We start from the raw sequence: 16,685 nt of genomic DNA, 5'->3' as shown, positions 1-16,685 counted from the left end.
GCGCGGGCCTCGGCGGCCACCGGGTCGGCCTGCGCGACCGCCTCCTGGGCCTGCGGCTCGGCGGCGGCCGCGTAGGCGGCGTGCACCACGGCGACCCGCTCGCTGTCGGCCCGGCGCTCGGCCAGCTCGGTGCGCACGGCCTCGGCGCGGGCCTGGGCCTCCTTGTGGGCGTTCTGCCCCGGCTGGGCGGCCGAGTCGGCCCGCTGCCCCGGCACGTCGCCGGCGCGCACGTTCCAGCCCAGGCTCTGCGGCTCGGTGGCGTCCGCCGAGGCGGGCACCACGGTGAGCGCGATGGCCGCCGCGCCACAGGTGGCCAGCGCGACGGCGGTGGTTCTCTGCAATCGGGTCATCCGGGTCTTGACGCCGGGAGTGGAACCGGTGGTCGGAGCGGGCATTGCGGGGACCTCGTTCTCTCGCGTGGGGATCGCGGGCGATCGCAGGGATTGCGAGGAACTTGTTAACAGCCTTTAAAAAGCGAATGCAATGACCGCCAGTACTACTTGCATTAGTGTTTCGCGGAAATGGCGGAACCCCGGCACTCGGGCGGCGCCAGGGGATTCGGCCTCAGGGGATACCACTAGGGGGCTTCGTATGTGATGCAGCTCCTGTGATCGGCATCACACGAATGCCGGAATTTCGCTGCGGCAAAGAGGAATAAGGAGAAGGATGCCCGGATTTGGTGGGATTTTATGACTGATGCCCGCCGTTGTCCGGCGGGCATCGAACGCCACGTGAACGTGGGGTGCCTCAGCGCACCCAGATGGTGATGGTCGCGCCACGCGGCGCGCTGTCACCGCTGTGCACCGACTGGTTGAAGACCGTGCCGGTGAAGAACACCCGATTGACGTTCACCTCGAACCCGGCCTCCTCCAGCGCGTCCCTGGCCTCGTCCTCGCCCATGCCGCGCACGTCGGGCACCACGATCATCTCGGGGCCCTTGGAGATGGCGAGGGTGATGGTGTCGCCCTCCGCCGCCGACCGGCCGGCCCGCGGGTCCTGGGCGGCGACCGTGCCGGCCTCCTCCTCGGAGAACACCCGCTCGGGCGCGATCTCGATCTCGAAGCCCGCCGCTTCAAGACGCTGCCGCGCGGTGCTCTCCGACAGCCCCACCACGTCAGGCACCGGGACCTCCTCGCCCCGGCTCACCACCAGGTCCACCGGCGTGTCGGGGCGCCGCTCGGTGCCGGAGCCCGGATCGGTCTCGATCACCGCGCCGCGCTCCACCTCGGCGGAGAACCGCTCCTCCACCTCGCCCACCGTCAGCTGGGCCTCGGCCAGCTGGTCCCGCGCCTCCTCCAACGGGATGCCCCGCAGGTTCGGCACCACGGTGACCGGCGGGCCCTGCGAGACGGTGATGGTGACCGTGTCGTTGCGCCGCACCCGGTCCCCACGCTCCGGGTCCGACGAGATGACGAGACCCGCCTCCACGGTGTCGGAGAAGTCCTCCGCCACCCGCACGTCGAGCCCGGCCTCCCGCAGCTCCGTCTCGGCCTCCTCCTGGCTGAGACCGAGCACCCCGGGCGTCCGCAGGAACTGGCCCGCGTTGACGTACCAGACGCCCACCCCGACGCCCAGCGCCAGCAGCGCGCCCACCACCAGGCTCACCACGCCGCGGCGCGACAGCCGGCGGGCCCGGCCCACCACCGGCGGGTCCACGGGCGGCAGCGGCGGCAGATCGATCCTGGCGGTGTGGGAGACGCCGTCCCCGCCCGCGCCGTGACCGTCGGGTGCGCTGGCCCGCACCCCGGGCGGCAGCGGCACGATCCTGGTCCGGTCCTCGGATCCCACCTCACCGGTGGCAGCCGCCGACGCGACCGGCCGCAGCTCCACCGTGGGCTCCGCGTCGAGCTGCTCGTCGCTCAGCCCGCCCCTGGCCGCCCTGACCAGGCCGAGCAGCGCCGCCGCGTCCGCCGGGCGGCCCTCAGGATCGCGCGAGGTGGCCCTGGCCACCAGGTCGTCGAGCGCCGCAGGCAGCCCCGGCACCGCCTCAGAAGGGGCCGGCACGTCGTGGTTCACGTGCCGGAACAGCACCTGGGCCGGCGAGTCGCCGGTGTGCGGCTTGGCCCCGGTCAGCAGCTCGTAGAGCAGCACCCCGCAGGCGTACACGTCGGTCCTCGGATCGACCGTGCCGCTCTCGATCTGCTCGGGCGCCAGATAGGAGACGGTGCCGAGCAGCGACCCCGTGGAGGCCGAGGTGGGCCCCTCGGCACCGCGCACCAGGCCGAAGTCGGCCACCTTCACCCGGCCGTCGTCGCCGATCAGCACGTTCTCCGGCTTGACGTCCCGGTGCACGAGACCGGCCCGGTGCGCGGCCGCCAGGCCGGCGAGCATCGGCTCGACCACGTCCAGGGCGGCCCGCGGCTGGAGCGCCCCGCGGTCGCGCAGCACGTCCCGCAGGGTGCAGCCGGCGACGTACTCCATCGCCAGATAGACGTAGGGTCCCTCGGTGCCCTGGTCGAGCACGCCCACCACGTTGGGGTGGTCGAGGCGGGCGACGGACCTGGCCTCGCGGATGAACCGGTCGGTGAACGCGGCGTCCCCGGCGAGCGCCGGGTGCATCACCTTCAGCGCGAGCACCCGGTCGAGCCGGGTGTCCACGGCCCGGTAGACCGTGGCCATGCCGCCGACCGCGATCCGCTCGACCACGCGGTAACGGCCGTCAAGTTCATGCCCGATCAGCGGGTCCTGAAGGGTGTCCACGGTGGGTCAGTTTACGAGCCGGTCGGAACGCCCCGACGGTTCACGACGAGGTCGGGGCGGTACTGCAGCCGAACAGTGACCGAACGCGGCGGCGCGGCGGAGGTCAGATCACGGTCAGGTCCAGCAACGCGCGGATCTCGTACTCGATGTCGGTACCGAGGGTCGCGTAACCGGACTCGATCAGCTCGTCGACGCCGGCGGCCGTCGTCGCCTCCGCCGCCGCCCGCCACTGCTCCAGGCTGTCCTGCCTGGCCGCCACCAGCTCGTCGACCAGCCGCGCCAACTCGCCGTACCAGGCCACCTCCGTCAGCGCCTCGGCCTCGCGCGCCACGGCGTCGGCCATCTCCCCCGCCCACTCGGCGCGGGTGGCCACCGGATCCTCCGGCAGCGGCTCGCGGGTGATCAACGCGTCCACGGGCGCGGTGACCTCCAGGTACCGGAGCGCCCGCGGGCTCACCTCGTCTGCCCTGCCGCGCAGCGAACCACCGGTCAGCTCCCCGCCGTTCAGGCTGACGAGGAAGCACAGCACCTCGCGGTCGCCGTACTCCCAGCCGGCCTCGTCCGGGTAGTAGTAGGACCAGCTGACGTCCGCCGGGATGTCCCAGACGTCCAGCACGTAGGAGGGGAGCGCCTCCGCGCACCCCGCGTCGGCGACGCGGAACATCGCCTCGTCGCCCGGGTGGTCGGCGCCGAAGTCGTCGTACGCGTCGACGTCGAACGTGGCGTACGCCTCGGCCTCGTGCGGGTCCACGCAGGCCAGCAGCGTGACGGAGGAGACGGAGGCGTCCTCCTCCGACTCGCCGCCGCCGACGTCGGTGGAGAAGCAGTCGCCGGCCGTCAGCTCGAAGATGGAGATCTCCGTGCCGGTGGCTCCGCCGGTCCCGCCTGTTCCGCCGGTCCCGTCGTCTCCCGACTCCGGGTCGGTGCTCTCCGGGCGCGCCGGGGCGACCGAGGCCCGGTCGCCCCTGGGGTCCTCGTCGAGCACGGTGTACGGGACGAACGCGGCGAGCGCGAGGATCTGCACCCCGGCCACCGCGATCGCGCCGACCGCGAGCCCCCGCCCGCGCTGGCCCGACACGGAGACGCGGGCCAGCGCCACGATGCCGAGGACCAACCCGACGGGAAAGAACCCGAACGCGAACACCAACGCGGTGACGGCCATCCGCTCCCAGGGGCGGCGCCCCACCACCGGCCCGCCGACGCCCCCCGGGTGCGCGGCGTAGCCGGGCGCCGGCCAGTAGGCCGGCCCCGGCGCCGGCCAGTCGCCGACCGGCGGTTGTGCCACGGGCCCTGCGGGCCCCGGCCAGTGGGCCGGAGCCCCTGCGGGGGCGGCGCCGGGCGCCGCCACGGCGACGCCGGTGGATCGGACTTCCCGCGTCGGTGCCGTGTCGTTGTCGGTCGTGGGTGGGGCGCCGTCCGTGGCCCCCGCGGTGGCTGGCACCGGAACGGGTGGGCCGCCGCCGCTGGCGGGCCGGGCGCCGCGCGGCGCCGAGACCAGGTCCGGCACGTCACCGTGGGGCGCCCCGGCCGGCCCTGCCTCGCCGTCCCTGGGACCGAGGGCCGGCTCGTCGCCGGATGCCGGGGCCGGCGGCCCGCCGCTCGCCGGCCAGGCGCCACCAGGTGCCGCCGCGGCGGCCTGACCCGCTTCCGATTCCACGTCGCCGCCGGGCGCCTCCGGCGCCCCGGCGTCCGGCGACGCCGGTTGCGCGCCACCGGGCGGAACCGGCTCGGCGCCTGTCGATCCTGGTTGCGCGCCGCCAGGCGGAATCGGCACGCCGCCAGGCGGAACCGGCGGAACTGACATGGATTCCCCCCACGAGAACGTTGCTGAGAGCTCCCCCTCGGCCCGCGGGGCCGGCGTCGGTGGTGACGCTCGTGGATCGTATATCAGTACGACTTATGGTCAGTTCGTGAAAGCTGGTCGTTCCGGGTCGAGGGCCGCGAGGCCGTCCATCGGGGACGACGCCTCCGCGAAGTGGCGGCGGGGGATCCGGCCCGCCAGGAAGGCGAGGCGGCCGGCGGTCACGCCGTGCCGCATCGCCTCGGCCATCGCCACCGGGCGGCGGGCCCTGGTGACCGCCGAGGCCAGCATCACGCCGGCGCAGCCGAGTTCCATCGCGAGGGCCGCGTCCGACGCGGTGCCGGCGCCCGCGTCCAGGATCACCGGGACGCCGGCCCGCTCCGTGATCAGCTGGAAGTTGTGCGGATTGCGGATGCCGAGGCCGGAGCCGATCGGCGAGCCGAGCGGCATGACGGCCGCGCAGCCCGCCTCCTCGAGGCGGCGCGCGAGCACCGGGTCGTCGTTGGTGTAGGGGAGCACCGTGAAGCCGTCGTCCACCAGCGTCTCGGCCGCCTCAAGGGTGCCCACCGGGTCCGGCAGCAGGGTGCGCTCGTCGGCGATGACCTCCAGCTTGATCAGGCCGGTGCCGAGCGCCTCGCGGGCCAGGCGCGCGGTGAGCACCGCCTCTCCCGCCGTGTGGCAGCCGGCGGTGTTCGGCAGCGGCCGGATGCCGAGCTCGTCGAGGACCGAGAGCACGGAGCCGCGCACCCCGGGGGCGAGGCGCCGCATGGCCACGGTGGTCAGCTCGGTGCCCGACGCGGCGAGCGCGTCGCGCAGCACCGCCAGGCTTGGCGCGCCGCCGGTGCCCATGATCAGTCGCGAGGTGAGCCGCAGTTCGCCGAGGACCAGCGGATCCGGGTTCTCGGCCGGGGTGGTCGGTACGGGCGTTTCGGACACGGTCAGCCTCCCTGGACGGCGGTCAGCACCTCGACGCGGTCGCCGGCGGCCAGCTCGGTGGCCGCCCACTGCCCGCGCGGGATCACGGTCTCGTTGACGGCGGCGGCGATGCCGCTCGGCGCCGCGCTCAGCTCGGCCACCAGCACCGCGAGCGTGGTGCCGGCCGGCACCGGCCGGCCCACGCCGTTCACCGTGACCCGTACCTGCTCGGCGCTCACGCCGGCACCTCCCTGTTCTCGGTCGTGGCGAACCGGCGGGCGTGGAACGGGCGTGCGTAGTCCGGCAGTTCGCCGGTGGTCAGCGCCTCGGCGAGCGCCGCGCCGGTGATCGGGGCCAGCAACACCCCGTTGCGGCCGTGGCCGGTGGCCAGGTGCAGCCCGTCGAGGCCGCTCGGGCCGAGTAGCGGGGCGTTGTCCGGGGTGGCGGGCCGCAGTCCGGCCAGCGTCTCCACCAGCGGCAGTTCGGTGATGCCGGGCACCAGCTCGTGGGCGTCCCGCAGCAGCTGGTAGACGCCGCCGGCCGTGACGGTGGTGTCCCAGCCGAGCTCCTCGGACGTCGCCCCGACCACCAGCTCGCCGCTCAGCCTCGGCACCAGGTACACCTGGCCGCCGCGCACCACCGCCCGCACCGTGCGGGAGAGGAACGGCGCGTAGCCGGGCGGGATCCGGAGCCGCAGCACCTGGCCCTTGACCGGCCGCACCGGCACCGCGACCTCGGGTGGCAGCCCGGCCAGGCCGCCGCTGCGGCAGCCGGCGGCCAACACCGACTGCCCGGCCGCCAGCCGGGTGCCGTCGGCCAGCACCACCCCGGTGGCCCGGTCACCGGCGACCGTCAACTCCCGCGCCTCGTCCCGGTGGAACGTCACCCCGGCGCGTTCGCAGGCGGTCAGCAGCGCGGCCGTCAGCCGGCGCGGATCGGTCTGGTGGTCGCCGTCGACCCGCAGCCCGCCGCGCACCCCGGGCGCCAGCATCGGTTCGAGCCGCCGGCACTCGCGGCCCGTCAGCCAACTCGCCTCCAGGCCGCAGCGCCGCCGCAACAGCTCGATCTCCCGCAGCTCGGCCCGGTCGTCGGCGTCCAGCGCCACCTGGAGCGTGCCGCAGGCCCGGTAGCCGACGTCGGCCCCGGCGGCCTCGGCCAACTCGGCGGCGAACGCCGGATAGCGCGCCGCGGACGCCAGGTTGAGGTCGAGCAGCGTCTCCTCACCGTGATGCAGCTCGGTGACGGCGGCCAGCATGCCGGCGGCCACCCGCGCGGCGCCGCGGCCGGGGGCCGGATCGGCCACCGCCGTCCGCAGCCCCCGCTGGGCGGCCCGCCAGGCCGTGACCAGACCGATGACGCCGCCCCCGATCACCAACACGTCGGTACGCACGCCCATGCGCCTGCCTCCTCCCTTCGCCGGCATGACCCGGATCAGGTTCATACGGTCGGAGGCCGGACAGCCTCCCTCTCAGCCCGGTCCGCCGGGCTCCCGTGGGTGCGGTTTGCTCGCCCGCAAGCCTAGGGCATGGCCGCGAAGTCCCGCCGGGCCCGGGGGAGCCAAGGGCTGATCCGACGAGACTCCGCGGCCACGCCCTCGTACCAGGCCCCCACCGGCCGGAACGGTGGGCGCGGTCCTCGTAGGCTTGCCGGCGTGAGCGAGCGACGTGTCGTGGTGGTGGGAGCCGGCCTGGCCGGCGTGCAGACCGTGGTGGAGCTGCGGGGGCAGGGCTGGGACGGCGCCGTCGCCCTGCTCGGCGCCGAGCCGCACCGGCCCTACGACCGGCCGCCGTTGTCCAAGGCCGCGCTGCTCGCCCCGGACGACGAGGCGTCGCTCGACGCGGCCGCGCTCGGCGTGGACTTCGCCGATCTCGGCGTCGAACCGCTGCTCGGCCGCGCCGCCACCGGCATCGACACCGACCGCCGGCGGCTGGACACCGACGCCGGGCCGCTCGACTACGACCACCTGGTGCTGGCCACCGGCGCCGAGGCCGTCACCCTGCCGGGCACCCGCGACGTGCCGGGCGTCCACCTGCTCGGCATCCTGGACGACGCCCGCGCCCTGCGGCCCGTGCTGGCCGCCCGCGGCAGCGTGGTGGCGGCCGGCGCCGGCTGGCTCGGCGCCGAGGTCGCCACGGCCGCCGCCGCGGCCGGCTGCCACGTCACCGTCGTCGAGGCCGCCCACCACCCGCTGCCCGGCGCGCTGCCGCCGGAGATCACCGAGCCAATGCGCCGCTGGTACGCGGCGGCCGGCGCCGAGCTGCGCACCGGGCAGCGGGTGACGGCCGTCAGGTCGGGCGAGGTGGAGCTCGCGGACGGCACGGTGCTCGGCGCCGACGCGGTGCTGGTCGGCGTCGGCTCGCGGCCGGCCACCGGCTGGCTGGCCGGCACCGGGGTCGCGCTGGCGGACGACGGGTCGGTGCGCGCCGACGCCGGCCTGCGCACCAGCGCCCCCGACGTCTACGCGGTCGGCGACTGCGCCTCCTACCCCTCGGCCCGCTACGGCCGGCGCCTGCTCGTCCACCACTGGGACAACGCGCTGCGCGGACCGGCCACCGTGGCCGCCGGCATCCTGGGCCGGGCGGCCGTCCACGACCCGGTGCCGTACTTCTGGTCCGAGCAGTTCGGCCGCCACGTGCAGTACGTCGGCCGGCGTGGCGACGACGAGACGCCGATCACCCGGGGCGACCCGGCGGGCGACGGGCCCTGGTCCGTTTGCTGGCTGGGCCCCGGGGACGCGCTGACCGCCGTGCTCGCCGTGGACCAGCCGCGCGACCTCACCCAGGGCCGGCGGCTGATCGAGCGCGGCACCCCGGTCGACGCGCGGCTGCTAGCCGACCCGTCCGTACCACTGAAGGCCGCCGTGCGCTGACGGCTGTCGGTGCGGGATGGCACGCTGGAGGGGTGACCGAGATTGATGCGAAGATCGACGCTCTCGTCCCCGACTGGCTCACCCTTCCCGACATCGCCGAGGAACTCGACGTGGAGGTGACCCGCGTCCGGCAGCTGGTCAAGGAGGGCCAGCTGATCGCCGTGCGCCGGGGCGAGAACCGGGTTCTCCAGGTGCCAGCCGCCTTCATCGGCGACGGAAAGATCATCAAGGGCCTGGGCGGCACCCTCACGCTGCTCCGCGACGACGGCTTCTCCGACGCCGAGATGCTGGAATGGCTCTTCACGCCGGACGACAGCCTGCCCGGTACCCCGGCGGATGCCCTGCGCAACAATCGGGGGACCGAGGTGAAGCGCCGGGCGCAGGCGCTCGCCGTGTGACGATCGGCCGGCGGGCGGCCCCCCCCCCGGCCCGCCCGCCACGACCACGACCACGACCACGACCCAGGGGGATCCCGGATGACCCGGACGGACGGCCCGACCGCCGGTACGACCGATGCCACGGCCAGGGCCGAAGCGCTCGCCGACGCCCGGCTCTACCTGTGCACGGACGCCAGGAAGCGGCAGGGCGACCTGCCGCGGTTCCTGGACGCCGTGCTCGCCGGCGGCGTGGACATCGTGCAGCTGCGGGACAAGAGCCTGGAGGCGGCCGAGGAGCTCGAGCTGCTGGCCGTGCTGGCCGACGCCTGCCGGCGGCACGGCCGGCTGCTCGCCGTCAACGACCGGGCCGACGTGGCCCACGCGGCCGGCTCCGACGTGCTGCACCTGGGCCAGGGCGACCTGCCGGTGGCGGCGGCCCGCGCCGTCCTCGGCGCCGGCGTCCTCGTCGGCCGCTCCACGCACGCCCCTGACCAGGTGGACGCGGCGCTCGCCGACCCGGCCGTCGGCTACTTCTGCACCGGCCCCTGCTGGCCCACGCCCACCAAGCCGGGGCGGGCCGCCCCCGGGCTGCCGCTCGTCGAGTACGCGGCGGCCAGGGCCGGCGCCAAGCCCTGGTTCGCCATCGGCGGCATCGACGCCACCACCCTCGACCAGGTGCTCGACGCGGGCGCCCGCCGGGTCGTCGTGGTCCGCGCCCTCACCGAGGCCGCCGACCCCGCAGAGGCCGCCACCGCACTGGCCCGCCGGCTCAGGGAGCGCGGCTAGGATGGCCCGCGCCGGCGTGGGCGCCCCACGCGTCCACGTCCCGGTCCCCGTCCACGTCCCGGTCCGCGTCCGCGTTCCGGACACGGGGCTGTCGATCGGTGGGCCGCTGGGTAGCCTGCCAGCATGGCCCTTGGCATCCCCAGCACGATGACGCATCGTGCGGAGACCGTCCGTGACCTGCTCTCCGCCGGTGAGCGGTCGTTCTCCTTCGAGTTCACCCCGCCCAGGACCGAGGCCGGTGAGCGGACCCTGTGGAACGCGATCCGCCGGGTCGAGGCCGTCGGGCCCACCTTCGTGTCCGTCACCTACGGAGCCGGCGGCAGCTCCCGCGAGCGCACCGTGCTGGCCACCGAGCGGATCGCCACCGAGACCACCCTCACCCCGGTCGCCCACCTCACCGCCGTCGACCACTCCATCGCCGAGCTGCGCAACATCGTCGGCCAGTACGCGGGCGCCGGCATCCGCAACATGCTGGCGCTGCGCGGCGACCCGCCGGGCGACCCGATGGGGGAGTGGCGTCAGCACCCGGAGGGCGTGGCCTACGCGGCCGAACTGGTCAGCCTGATCAAGGAGTCGGGGGACTTCTGCGTCGGCGTCGCCGCCTTCCCCGAGATGCACCCGCGCTCCACCGACTGGGAGAGTGACATTCGGCACTTCGTCGCCAAGTGCCGGGCGGGCGCCGACTTCGCGATCACCCAGATGTTCTTCCACCCGGAGCACTACCTCCGGCTCCGCGACCGGGTCGCCGCCGCAGGCTGCGACGTTCCGATCATTCCCGAGATCATGCCGATCGCCAACGTCCGCCAGATCGAACGCTTCAAGCAGCTGAGCAACAGCTCGTTCCCGCCGGAACTGGAAAGAGCCATCCTCGCGGTCAAGGATGATCCGATGGCTGTACGCTCGGTCGGGATCGATTTCGCCACGGAGTTGTGTGCGAGGCTGATGGACGAGGACATCCCTGGGCTGCACTTCGTCACGCTGAACACCACACTGCACTCGACGGCGACGCTCGACGTCTACAAGAACCTGGGTCTGCACCAGCGGACCTAGAGGCCTGCCAGAAGGGGCGTACATGGGCTGGGCGGTCCTCTACATCGCATTCGGAGTCGTCGCCCTCTGGCTGCTCGGCGAGGTCCTTCTCCAGTACAAGGCGCGGCTGCGCTGGCGGTTGGTGGCCTTCTTCGGCTTCCTGCTCGTCGTGATCGGCGTGTTGATGCCCTCGGTGCCCGTGATCGCGCTCGGCACCCTCGCCTTCGCCACCGGGCAGACCTTCGTCACCCTGTCCTTCCGCCGCGGGTTCTCCACCGGCTGGGCGCTCGGCGGCGGCCCCGGCAGCAGCCGGCGGCGCCGCGAGCTGGGGCCGGGCGAGATGCAGCCGATGGACCCGCTGCCGGAACCGCCCATGCCGGCCCAACTGCCGCCCGCCGACACCCCGGTGGACGGCGTGCGGGTGATCGAGGCCGGTCCTGGCGACTACGAGGGCGGCTACGCGTCGGAAGGCGCCTCCGCCCTGTCGGGTGAGCCGGCCGAGCAGCCCTACCAGGACGCCTACCCGGGCTCGTACGGCGGCGACCCGGCCGTGGGGGTCGGCGCCGGCCAGGGCGACCCACTGGGCACCGGCGGCGCCGGCGGGTTCGGCGACGAGATATACGCCGCGCAGGGCGGCCAGCAGGCCGGCTCCGGATACGGCGACGGCTACCAGGACCCGTACCAGCAGCAGGGCTACGGCACCACAGGCGACGGCGTCGGCTATCTCCAGGCCGAGCAGCCGTACGCCACCACCTACGGCGGCCAGGACGCCACCGAGACCTACTCGGCCTACCCCGGCGGCGCCTACCAGGGAGCCGGCTCCGAAGGACAGGGCGGCCAGGGCTCGGCCGACCCCTACGCCGACTACGCCGCCACCCAGGCGTTCCCCGCCACCGACGGCCAGCCGCCCGGCCAGGCCGACGGCTACCCGACCACCTACACCACCGGCTACGCCGCCGACCCGAGCGCCGGCCAGTGGTCCGACGGCCAGTCCTACTACCAGGAGACCCCGCCCGGCGGGGTCTGGGTCCCCCAGCAGCGCGAGGCGGGCAACCCCGCCGACGCCGGCTACGACTACCAGGCCCAGCAGCAACAGCAACAGCAACAACAGCAGCAGCCCGGCGGCTACCCGCAGCAGGACGGCTACGACGCCAACGGCCAGCCGCAGCAGGGCTACTACTACAACAACGACCAGCGCTACTGAGGGCGGCGCCCCGGCCGGCCCAGGTTCTGGCCGGCTCAGGCACTGGCCGGCCCAAGTCCTAGTAGGAACCGCGCCAGTTCGGGCCCTCGACGATCAACCCGGCGGCCAGCGTGCCCGACATCCCCGCGTGGGCCAGCCCGCCGCCCGGGTGGGCGAGACCGCCCACCCGGTAAGCCCCTGGCAGCCGGCCGGCGTTGGCCGCGGCCAGGAAGTCGCCGCCCGCCCCGGCGAGCGCCGGCGCCGGCACCACCCCGCCGGGCGACCCGGTCTCCCGCGCCACGTCGGCCGGCGTCCTGACCTCCCGCCACAGCACCCGCCCGGCCAGGTCGAGGCCCGCCGCCTCGACCGTCGCCAGCAGCCGGTCGGCCGCCAGGTCCGCGACGCCTGGCGCGTCCCAGTCCACGCCACCCGCCCCCTGCGGCGGCGCCGGCGCGGACAGCACCGCCGTCTCGTGCGCCGCGTCGGGACGCAGCGCCGGGTCGTCAGGGCGCGCCACCCGCACCGGCGGCCCGTCGAGCCCCGCCGGATGCACCAGGGTGCGGTGCGCCGTGCCGGCCGGCCGCGCACCGCGCAGCGCGAGCAGCACCGTGAGCCGGCCCGTGGCGTGCGGCGCCACGGCGCCGAGGCCAGGCGCGCCCCACACCACCTTGTCCGCCGGGAGCGTGCCGCCGTCCGCCGTCTCGACGCCACCGGCCCGGCCGTCCCCGGCCAGGATCCCGGTGACCTCCGTGTCGAAGACGAACTCCACGCGCCGTTCGCGGCACCGCTCGTGGACCGCGTCGGCCAGCGCCCGCAGCCCGCCCGCCGGATACCAGCTGCCGAAGCTCCGCTCCACGTACGCCAACACCGCCGCGCCCGGCGGCGCGAGCGCCGGATCCACCCCGTACTCCCACGCCGTGCCGGTCAGCAGCGCCGCCAGCCGGGGATCGCGCAGTTCGGCGGCGGCCAGCTCGGCCAGCGTGCCGGGCACCCGGCGGCGCAGCAGGCCGCGCCGCGCCGGATGCGGATAGGGGTCGTCGGCGAGGGCGGCGCGCTGCTCGGGCGCCGTCAGCGGCTCCTCGACCAGCGGCCGCCTGGTGGACTCCCACACCTGCCTGGCGTTCCGCAGCAGCGCCGACCAGCGTTCCCCCGCGCCGGCGCCGAACGCCTCGTCCAGGGCCTGCTGGGCGCCGCCGAGCGCCGCCGGCAGCCGCACGGACACGCCGTCCGCGAACCGGTGCTCGACGCCCGGGTCCACCCGGTTCACCGGGACGCACTCGCCGAGTTCGCGCTTCCCCGTCTTGATGAACAGATCCCGCCACACGGCCGGCAGATGCAGCAGCGCGGGCCCGGTGTCGAAGGCGAACCCGTCCCGCGCGAAACGACCGACCGCGCCGCCGTACGTCCGGCCACGCTCCACCACCGTCACCCGGTGGCCGGCCGTGGCCAGCCGGGCGGCGGCGGCCATGGCGCCCATACCGGCGCCCACCACCACGATCCGAGCCATGGACCAGCACGTTACCCGGGCCGGCGACGGGCCCACCGATCGGTACCCCACCAGGCGCGGACTGGGTACCTGATGAGTATCCGCCTGAGTAGCGAAACGGATGGGGCGGAGGCACCACGCAAGGAAGGGTGAACCCCGTCGACCCGACCAGTCGGCGACCCGACGTCCGAACCGCCGTCACGGGGCGGCGGATCGGACGTGGTCGGGCCGTGGCGGGGGGTGGAGCCATCCCCGGGCACGTCAGCCCGGGTGAGGGGACCTGCCGGCACCAGCCGGCGGATGGGGCTCCACCTGCCCGCCCGCGGCAAGACCGCCCCGCAGCAACTGCGAGATCGCCGTCCCGACCTCGCCGGGCGGGCGCTCCGCGTGGAAGGTCTGCCAGTCGAGCGCGGCCACCACGACCATCCCCACCATCGCCCCGGCGATCAGCTGGACGTCCAGGTCCTCGCGCAACTCGCCCCGCTTGACGCCCTCCTGGAGCACCTCCTCGACGACCCCGGCCAGCTGCCGGCGGACGTCGAGCAGCGTCGCGTGCCAACTGCGGTTGGTGCGCCACTGTTCGGCCACCAGCAGCCGGGTGAAGTCCGGGTTCCCGATGATGAAGTCGAGCCCGGCGCCGGCCATCGCGTCCAGCGCGTCGACCGTGTCCCCGCCGCGCGCCGCGGACCCGTGCGCCGCCTCGCGCAGCGCCACCGTCAACGGGCCGACCCCGTGCCGCAGCAGCCCCTCGAACAGCTCGGTCTTGCTGGCGAAGTTGTAGTAGACGGTCCCCTTGGCCACCCCGGCCCGCTCGGCGATCTGCTCCACCGTGGTGGAGGAGAAGCCCTGTTCCGCGATGAGGGTGACCGCGGCCTCGTAGAGCCTCAGCCGGGTCGCACCACGACGGGTGCTCGTCCTTGTCATGGGCCGATTCTCTACCTGGCGCGAACGCGGTATTGCCGCAAGCGGCAATGACCGGCCGGGAATTGTCAGTGCCATCCGTCACCATGTGCCCAGATGCGCAGACTGTGCGGACTCTGCGCCCCTTTCGGGGGCAACGACCGCGCGTGAGCGCTGGATGACGACGGACTGGAGGCTCGTCATGACCGGACTTCCGACCGATGTGCACCCCGTGTCGCGCCGCGCGTCGGCCCCGCCGGCCGCGCTCGATCTGCTGGGCCAGGCGGAGCGCGGGCTCACGGAGGCCGCGGACCACGCCGACCCGGGCGAGGCCTTCGTGGCCGCGCACCTCGCGGCGCTCCGCACGGCGGCCGCCGTGCTCGCGGTGCGCGGCCGCCCCGAGGCGACGCCCCGGGCCAGAAGCCGCATCCGCAGCGTCTGGGAGGTGCTGCCCGAGATAGCGCCGGAGCTCGCCGAGTGGAGCCTGCTGTTCGCGGCGAGCGCCGTGCGGCGGCAGCGGATAGAGGCCGGCATGCGCGGTCTCGCGAGCGAGATGGACGCCACCGAGTTGCGGCGCGCCGCCGGCTTCTTCCTCCGCCTGGTGGAGGAGATGCTGTTGCGCCAGCCGGTGCTGCGGGCCGACTTCGGTGATCCCGGCGGTGCCGTGCCGAAGTAGTCTTGCCGCATACGGTGGCGCGGCCGAATCGGCCGAATCTCACCCCACGCACCTCAGCAAGGAGCAGCAGGAATGCCGTCAGAGTCGAGGGTTCGCGACGCGGGCGGCCCGGCCGCGGGAACGCATGCCGCGCTGCGCACCGGAGTCGTGTGGGACGTGCTGCGCGAGGCGCTGCGTACCCGCGCGGCCGCCACCGAGCGCTCGGCGCTCGACGTGCTGGACACCGGCGGGGGCAGTGGGAGTTTCGCCGTGCCGGTGGCCGGGCTCGGCCACCGGGTCACCGTGGTCGACCCCAGCCCCGACGCGCTGTTCGCGCTGGAGCGGCGGGCCGCCGAGCAGGGGGTGGCCGACCGCGTGCGGGGTGTCCAGGGCGACACCCACGACCTGCTCGACGTCGTCGAGCGCGGCGCGTTCGACCTGGTGCTGTGTCACGGGGTCCTGGAGTACGTGGACGACCCGGCGGCCGGGCTGCGCGCCGTCGCCGGCGCGCTGCGGCCCGGGGGCGGCACGCTGAGCGTGCTCACCGCAGGGGTGGGCGGCGCCGTGCTCTCGCGCGCCCTCGCCGGCCGCTTCTCCGAGGCCAGCCACGCCCTGGGCGACCCGTCGGGGCGTTGGGGGGACGCCGACCCGGTGCCGCACCGCTTCACCGTGGACGGGCTGCGGGCGTTGATCGCCGACGCCGGGCTTCGCCCCGGCCAGGTGCACGGGGCGCGGATCTTCGCGGACCTGGTCCCCGGCGCGCTGGTCGACACCGAGCCGGACGCGCTCAGCGCGCTGGCCAGGTTGGAGACGGAGGCCGCCGCCCTGCCGGCCTTCCAGGCCATCGCCGGTCGCCTGCACGTACTCGCCGAGCGAACCACCACTCCATCGGGCGAACGATAGTCGGACTCCTCGTATCATCGAGGTAAGCCCTCCGGCATGACCCGGAGCCGCTGGGGGAATGACTTGTCCACCCCCATAGGGTCCGGCGGACTGCGCATGGCGGGCGAAAATGGCGTACAGGGGTGGGTTTCACAGGGAGACTTCCCTGCCTATCCTTGAAAGGTCGGATCCGGTCGCCACCGCGACCGACGAGTAGGAGGACTCCGTGCCGCTCTCGGACCACGAGCAGCGCATGCTCGAACAAATGGAGCGAGCGCTGTACGCCGAAGATCCCAAATTCGCGAGCTCGCTCGAGGGAAATGAGCTGCGCACGTACACCCGCAAGCGGGTTTACCAAGCGATCGCCGGGTTCCTGGTCGGCATCGGCCTCCTCATGGGAGGCATGGTCGCGCAGCTCATCTGGCTCAGCGTCGTGGGCTTCCTGATCATGCTCGGCTGCGCCGTGGTGGCCGTCACCGGCTGGCGCCGGACACCGCCACCACAGGGCGAGCCCCGCGGCCGCCGCACCAGCGGCCCCACGGGCCCGCGCCCACGGCGCTCGATGATGAACCGTATCGAGGACCGGTGGCAACGGCGCCGCGAAGAGCGCGACGAATAACCACCTCCTCCCTTTCCGGCCGCGGCCCTCTGGGCCCGGCCCTCCGACCCTCCCGATGAGGCCGCCTCGAATCCCCGAGCCGGCCTCATCGCCATTCCCGGCCCGCAGGGGGATTTCCCCCCACCCACCCGCCCTTCCCCCCGCCCGGGCCCCGCGCGGAGCGCGGAACACGGCGCCTATCGGCGCGGCTGACGCCGGCGGGCGGGCGCAGCCCGCCCCTGGCGGGGGCGGCGGTCGGGGGAGACGCCTTCGGCTCCCCCTCCGGCGCCTGACGTCCGCGCGCTGCGGCGAGGGGGCCCCGTGCCCCCGCCGGGCCGCCACGAAGCGCGTTCGCCACCTCCGGCGACGCTGCCGGCTCCGCGCTTAGCACGGGGTCCGGCGTTCCAGGTGCCGGCGGGCAGGCGCAGCTCGCCCGCTTCGCGCTCCGCGCGCAGTGGGTCCGGTGTCGCCGGCGTAGCCGGGTAGGGGTGGGTGGGCGGGGTG

At 74.8% G+C, this 16,685-nt stretch carries 15 protein-coding genes, 1 pseudogene and 1 riboswitch; of the genes and pseudogenes, 8 read left to right on the top strand and 8 right to left on the bottom strand.

What is annotated here, in order from left to right:
- The 6 genes and pseudogenes from ACYVPE_RS35640 to thiO all read right to left on the bottom strand — a co-directional run.
- Positions 1–341 (bottom strand): annotated as a pseudogene (locus ACYVPE_RS35640) (hypothetical protein); the annotation flags it as partial.
- A gap of 406 nt (positions 342–747) precedes the next feature.
- Entirely contained in the window at positions 748–2,619 is a 1,872-nt protein-coding gene (pknB, locus tag ACYVPE_RS35635; protein WP_461037962.1) for a Stk1 family PASTA domain-containing Ser/Thr kinase, read from the bottom strand.
- 184 nt (positions 2,620–2,803) lie between these two features.
- Complete coding sequence (locus tag ACYVPE_RS35630; RefSeq protein WP_461037961.1) at positions 2,804–3,985, bottom strand: DUF4190 domain-containing protein; 1,182 nt, start codon at positions 3,983–3,985, stop codon at positions 2,804–2,806.
- Positions 3,986–4,603: 618 nt separating this feature from the next.
- Positions 4,604–5,437, bottom strand: coding sequence for a thiazole synthase (locus ACYVPE_RS35625; protein ID WP_461037960.1), 834 nt, complete (start codon positions 5,435–5,437; stop codon positions 4,604–4,606).
- A 2-nt stretch (positions 5,438–5,439) separates the two neighbouring features.
- Positions 5,440–5,655, bottom strand: coding sequence for a sulfur carrier protein ThiS (gene thiS, locus ACYVPE_RS35620; protein ID WP_461037959.1), 216 nt, complete (start codon positions 5,653–5,655; stop codon positions 5,440–5,442).
- Positions 5,652–6,812: a glycine oxidase ThiO gene (gene thiO, locus ACYVPE_RS35615; RefSeq protein ID WP_461037958.1), complete on the bottom strand. Its 1,161-nt coding sequence runs from the start codon at positions 6,810–6,812 to the stop codon at positions 5,652–5,654. The genes thiS and thiO overlap by 4 nt, the downstream gene beginning before the upstream one ends.
- Positions 6,808–6,919: riboswitch (TPP riboswitch) on the bottom strand. It overlaps the preceding gene by 5 nt.
- Positions 6,920–7,067: 148 nt before the next feature.
- Here thiO and ACYVPE_RS35610 point away from each other — a divergent pair.
- The 5 genes from ACYVPE_RS35610 (at position 7,068) to ACYVPE_RS35590 (ending at position 11,681) form a co-directional block, all read left to right on the top strand.
- The gene (locus ACYVPE_RS35610; RefSeq protein WP_461037957.1) at positions 7,068–8,285 is read left to right on the top strand and encodes an NAD(P)/FAD-dependent oxidoreductase; all 1,218 of its coding nucleotides are present in this window, start codon (positions 7,068–7,070) and stop codon (positions 8,283–8,285) included.
- A 32-nt stretch (positions 8,286–8,317) separates the two neighbouring features.
- Positions 8,318–8,683 carry an Rv2175c family DNA-binding protein gene (locus ACYVPE_RS35605; protein ID WP_461037956.1) on the top strand — a complete coding sequence of 122 codons (366 nt, stop codon included), beginning with the start codon at positions 8,318–8,320 and terminating at the stop codon, positions 8,681–8,683.
- 78 nt (positions 8,684–8,761) lie between these two features.
- Complete coding sequence (thiE, locus tag ACYVPE_RS35600) at positions 8,762–9,448, top strand: thiamine phosphate synthase (protein WP_461037955.1); 687 nt, start codon at positions 8,762–8,764, stop codon at positions 9,446–9,448.
- Positions 9,449–9,571: 123 nt separating this feature from the next.
- Entirely contained in the window at positions 9,572–10,498 is a 927-nt protein-coding gene (gene metF / locus ACYVPE_RS35595) for a methylenetetrahydrofolate reductase [NAD(P)H] (RefSeq protein ID WP_461037954.1), read from the top strand.
- A 22-nt stretch (positions 10,499–10,520) separates the two neighbouring features.
- Positions 10,521–11,681, top strand: coding sequence for a hypothetical protein (locus tag ACYVPE_RS35590; RefSeq protein ID WP_461037953.1), 1,161 nt, complete (start codon positions 10,521–10,523; stop codon positions 11,679–11,681).
- Positions 11,682–11,739: 58 nt separating this feature from the next.
- Here ACYVPE_RS35590 and ACYVPE_RS35585 read toward each other — a convergent pair whose 3' ends face one another.
- Complete coding sequence (locus ACYVPE_RS35585) at positions 11,740–13,167, bottom strand: phytoene desaturase family protein (protein WP_461037952.1); 1,428 nt, start codon at positions 13,165–13,167, stop codon at positions 11,740–11,742.
- 240 nt (positions 13,168–13,407) lie between these two features.
- Positions 13,408–14,070: a TetR/AcrR family transcriptional regulator gene (locus ACYVPE_RS35580; protein ID WP_461037951.1), complete on the bottom strand. Its 663-nt coding sequence runs from the start codon at positions 14,068–14,070 to the stop codon at positions 13,408–13,410.
- 178 nt (positions 14,071–14,248) lie between these two features.
- Here ACYVPE_RS35580 and ACYVPE_RS35575 point away from each other — a divergent pair, with 178 nt between their 5' ends.
- The 3 genes from ACYVPE_RS35575 (at position 14,249) to ACYVPE_RS35565 (ending at position 16,202) form a co-directional block, all read left to right on the top strand.
- Positions 14,249–14,722 (top strand): SAV_6107 family HEPN domain-containing protein, encoded by a 474-nt coding sequence (locus ACYVPE_RS35575; protein ID WP_461037950.1) that lies wholly within the window; start codon positions 14,249–14,251, stop codon positions 14,720–14,722.
- A 72-nt stretch (positions 14,723–14,794) separates the two neighbouring features.
- A complete protein-coding gene (locus ACYVPE_RS35570; RefSeq protein ID WP_461037949.1) occupies positions 14,795–15,604 on the top strand; it encodes a class I SAM-dependent methyltransferase in 810 nt (269 codons plus the stop codon).
- Between the two features lie 205 nt (positions 15,605–15,809).
- Positions 15,810–16,202 (top strand): DUF3040 domain-containing protein, encoded by a 393-nt coding sequence (locus tag ACYVPE_RS35565; RefSeq protein ID WP_461037948.1) that lies wholly within the window; start codon positions 15,810–15,812, stop codon positions 16,200–16,202.
- Positions 16,203–16,685: the final 483 nt, after the last annotated feature.

Source organism: Streptomyces mayteni, assembly GCF_054783955.1.
The sequence above is the reverse complement of the archived record's forward strand: the minus strand, read 5'-3'. Positions and strand labels throughout refer to the sequence as shown.

What these genes read in the sequence shown, in the direction of transcription:
- pknB (WP_461037962.1), bottom strand. Translation starts at nt 2,619, where the DNA reads ATGGCCACGGTCTACCGGGCCGTGGACACCCGGCTCGACCGGGTGCTC.
- thiO (WP_461037958.1), bottom strand. Translation starts at nt 6,812, where the DNA reads ATGGGCGTGCGTACCGACGTGTTGGTGATCGGGGGCGGCGTCATCGGT.
- thiE (WP_461037955.1), top strand. Translation starts at nt 8,762, where the DNA reads ATGACCCGGACGGACGGCCCGACCGCCGGTACGACCGATGCCACGGCC.
- metF (WP_461037954.1), top strand. Translation starts at nt 9,572, where the DNA reads ATGGCCCTTGGCATCCCCAGCACGATGACGCATCGTGCGGAGACCGTC.
- ACYVPE_RS35590 (WP_461037953.1), top strand. Translation starts at nt 10,521, where the DNA reads ATGGGCTGGGCGGTCCTCTACATCGCATTCGGAGTCGTCGCCCTCTGG.
- ACYVPE_RS35585 (WP_461037952.1), bottom strand. Translation starts at nt 13,167, where the DNA reads ATGGCTCGGATCGTGGTGGTGGGCGCCGGTATGGGCGCCATGGCCGCC.
- ACYVPE_RS35580 (WP_461037951.1), bottom strand. Translation starts at nt 14,070, where the DNA reads ATGACAAGGACGAGCACCCGTCGTGGTGCGACCCGGCTGAGGCTCTAC.
- ACYVPE_RS35575 (WP_461037950.1), top strand. Translation starts at nt 14,249, where the DNA reads ATGACCGGACTTCCGACCGATGTGCACCCCGTGTCGCGCCGCGCGTCG.
- ACYVPE_RS35570 (WP_461037949.1), top strand. Translation starts at nt 14,795, where the DNA reads ATGCCGTCAGAGTCGAGGGTTCGCGACGCGGGCGGCCCGGCCGCGGGA.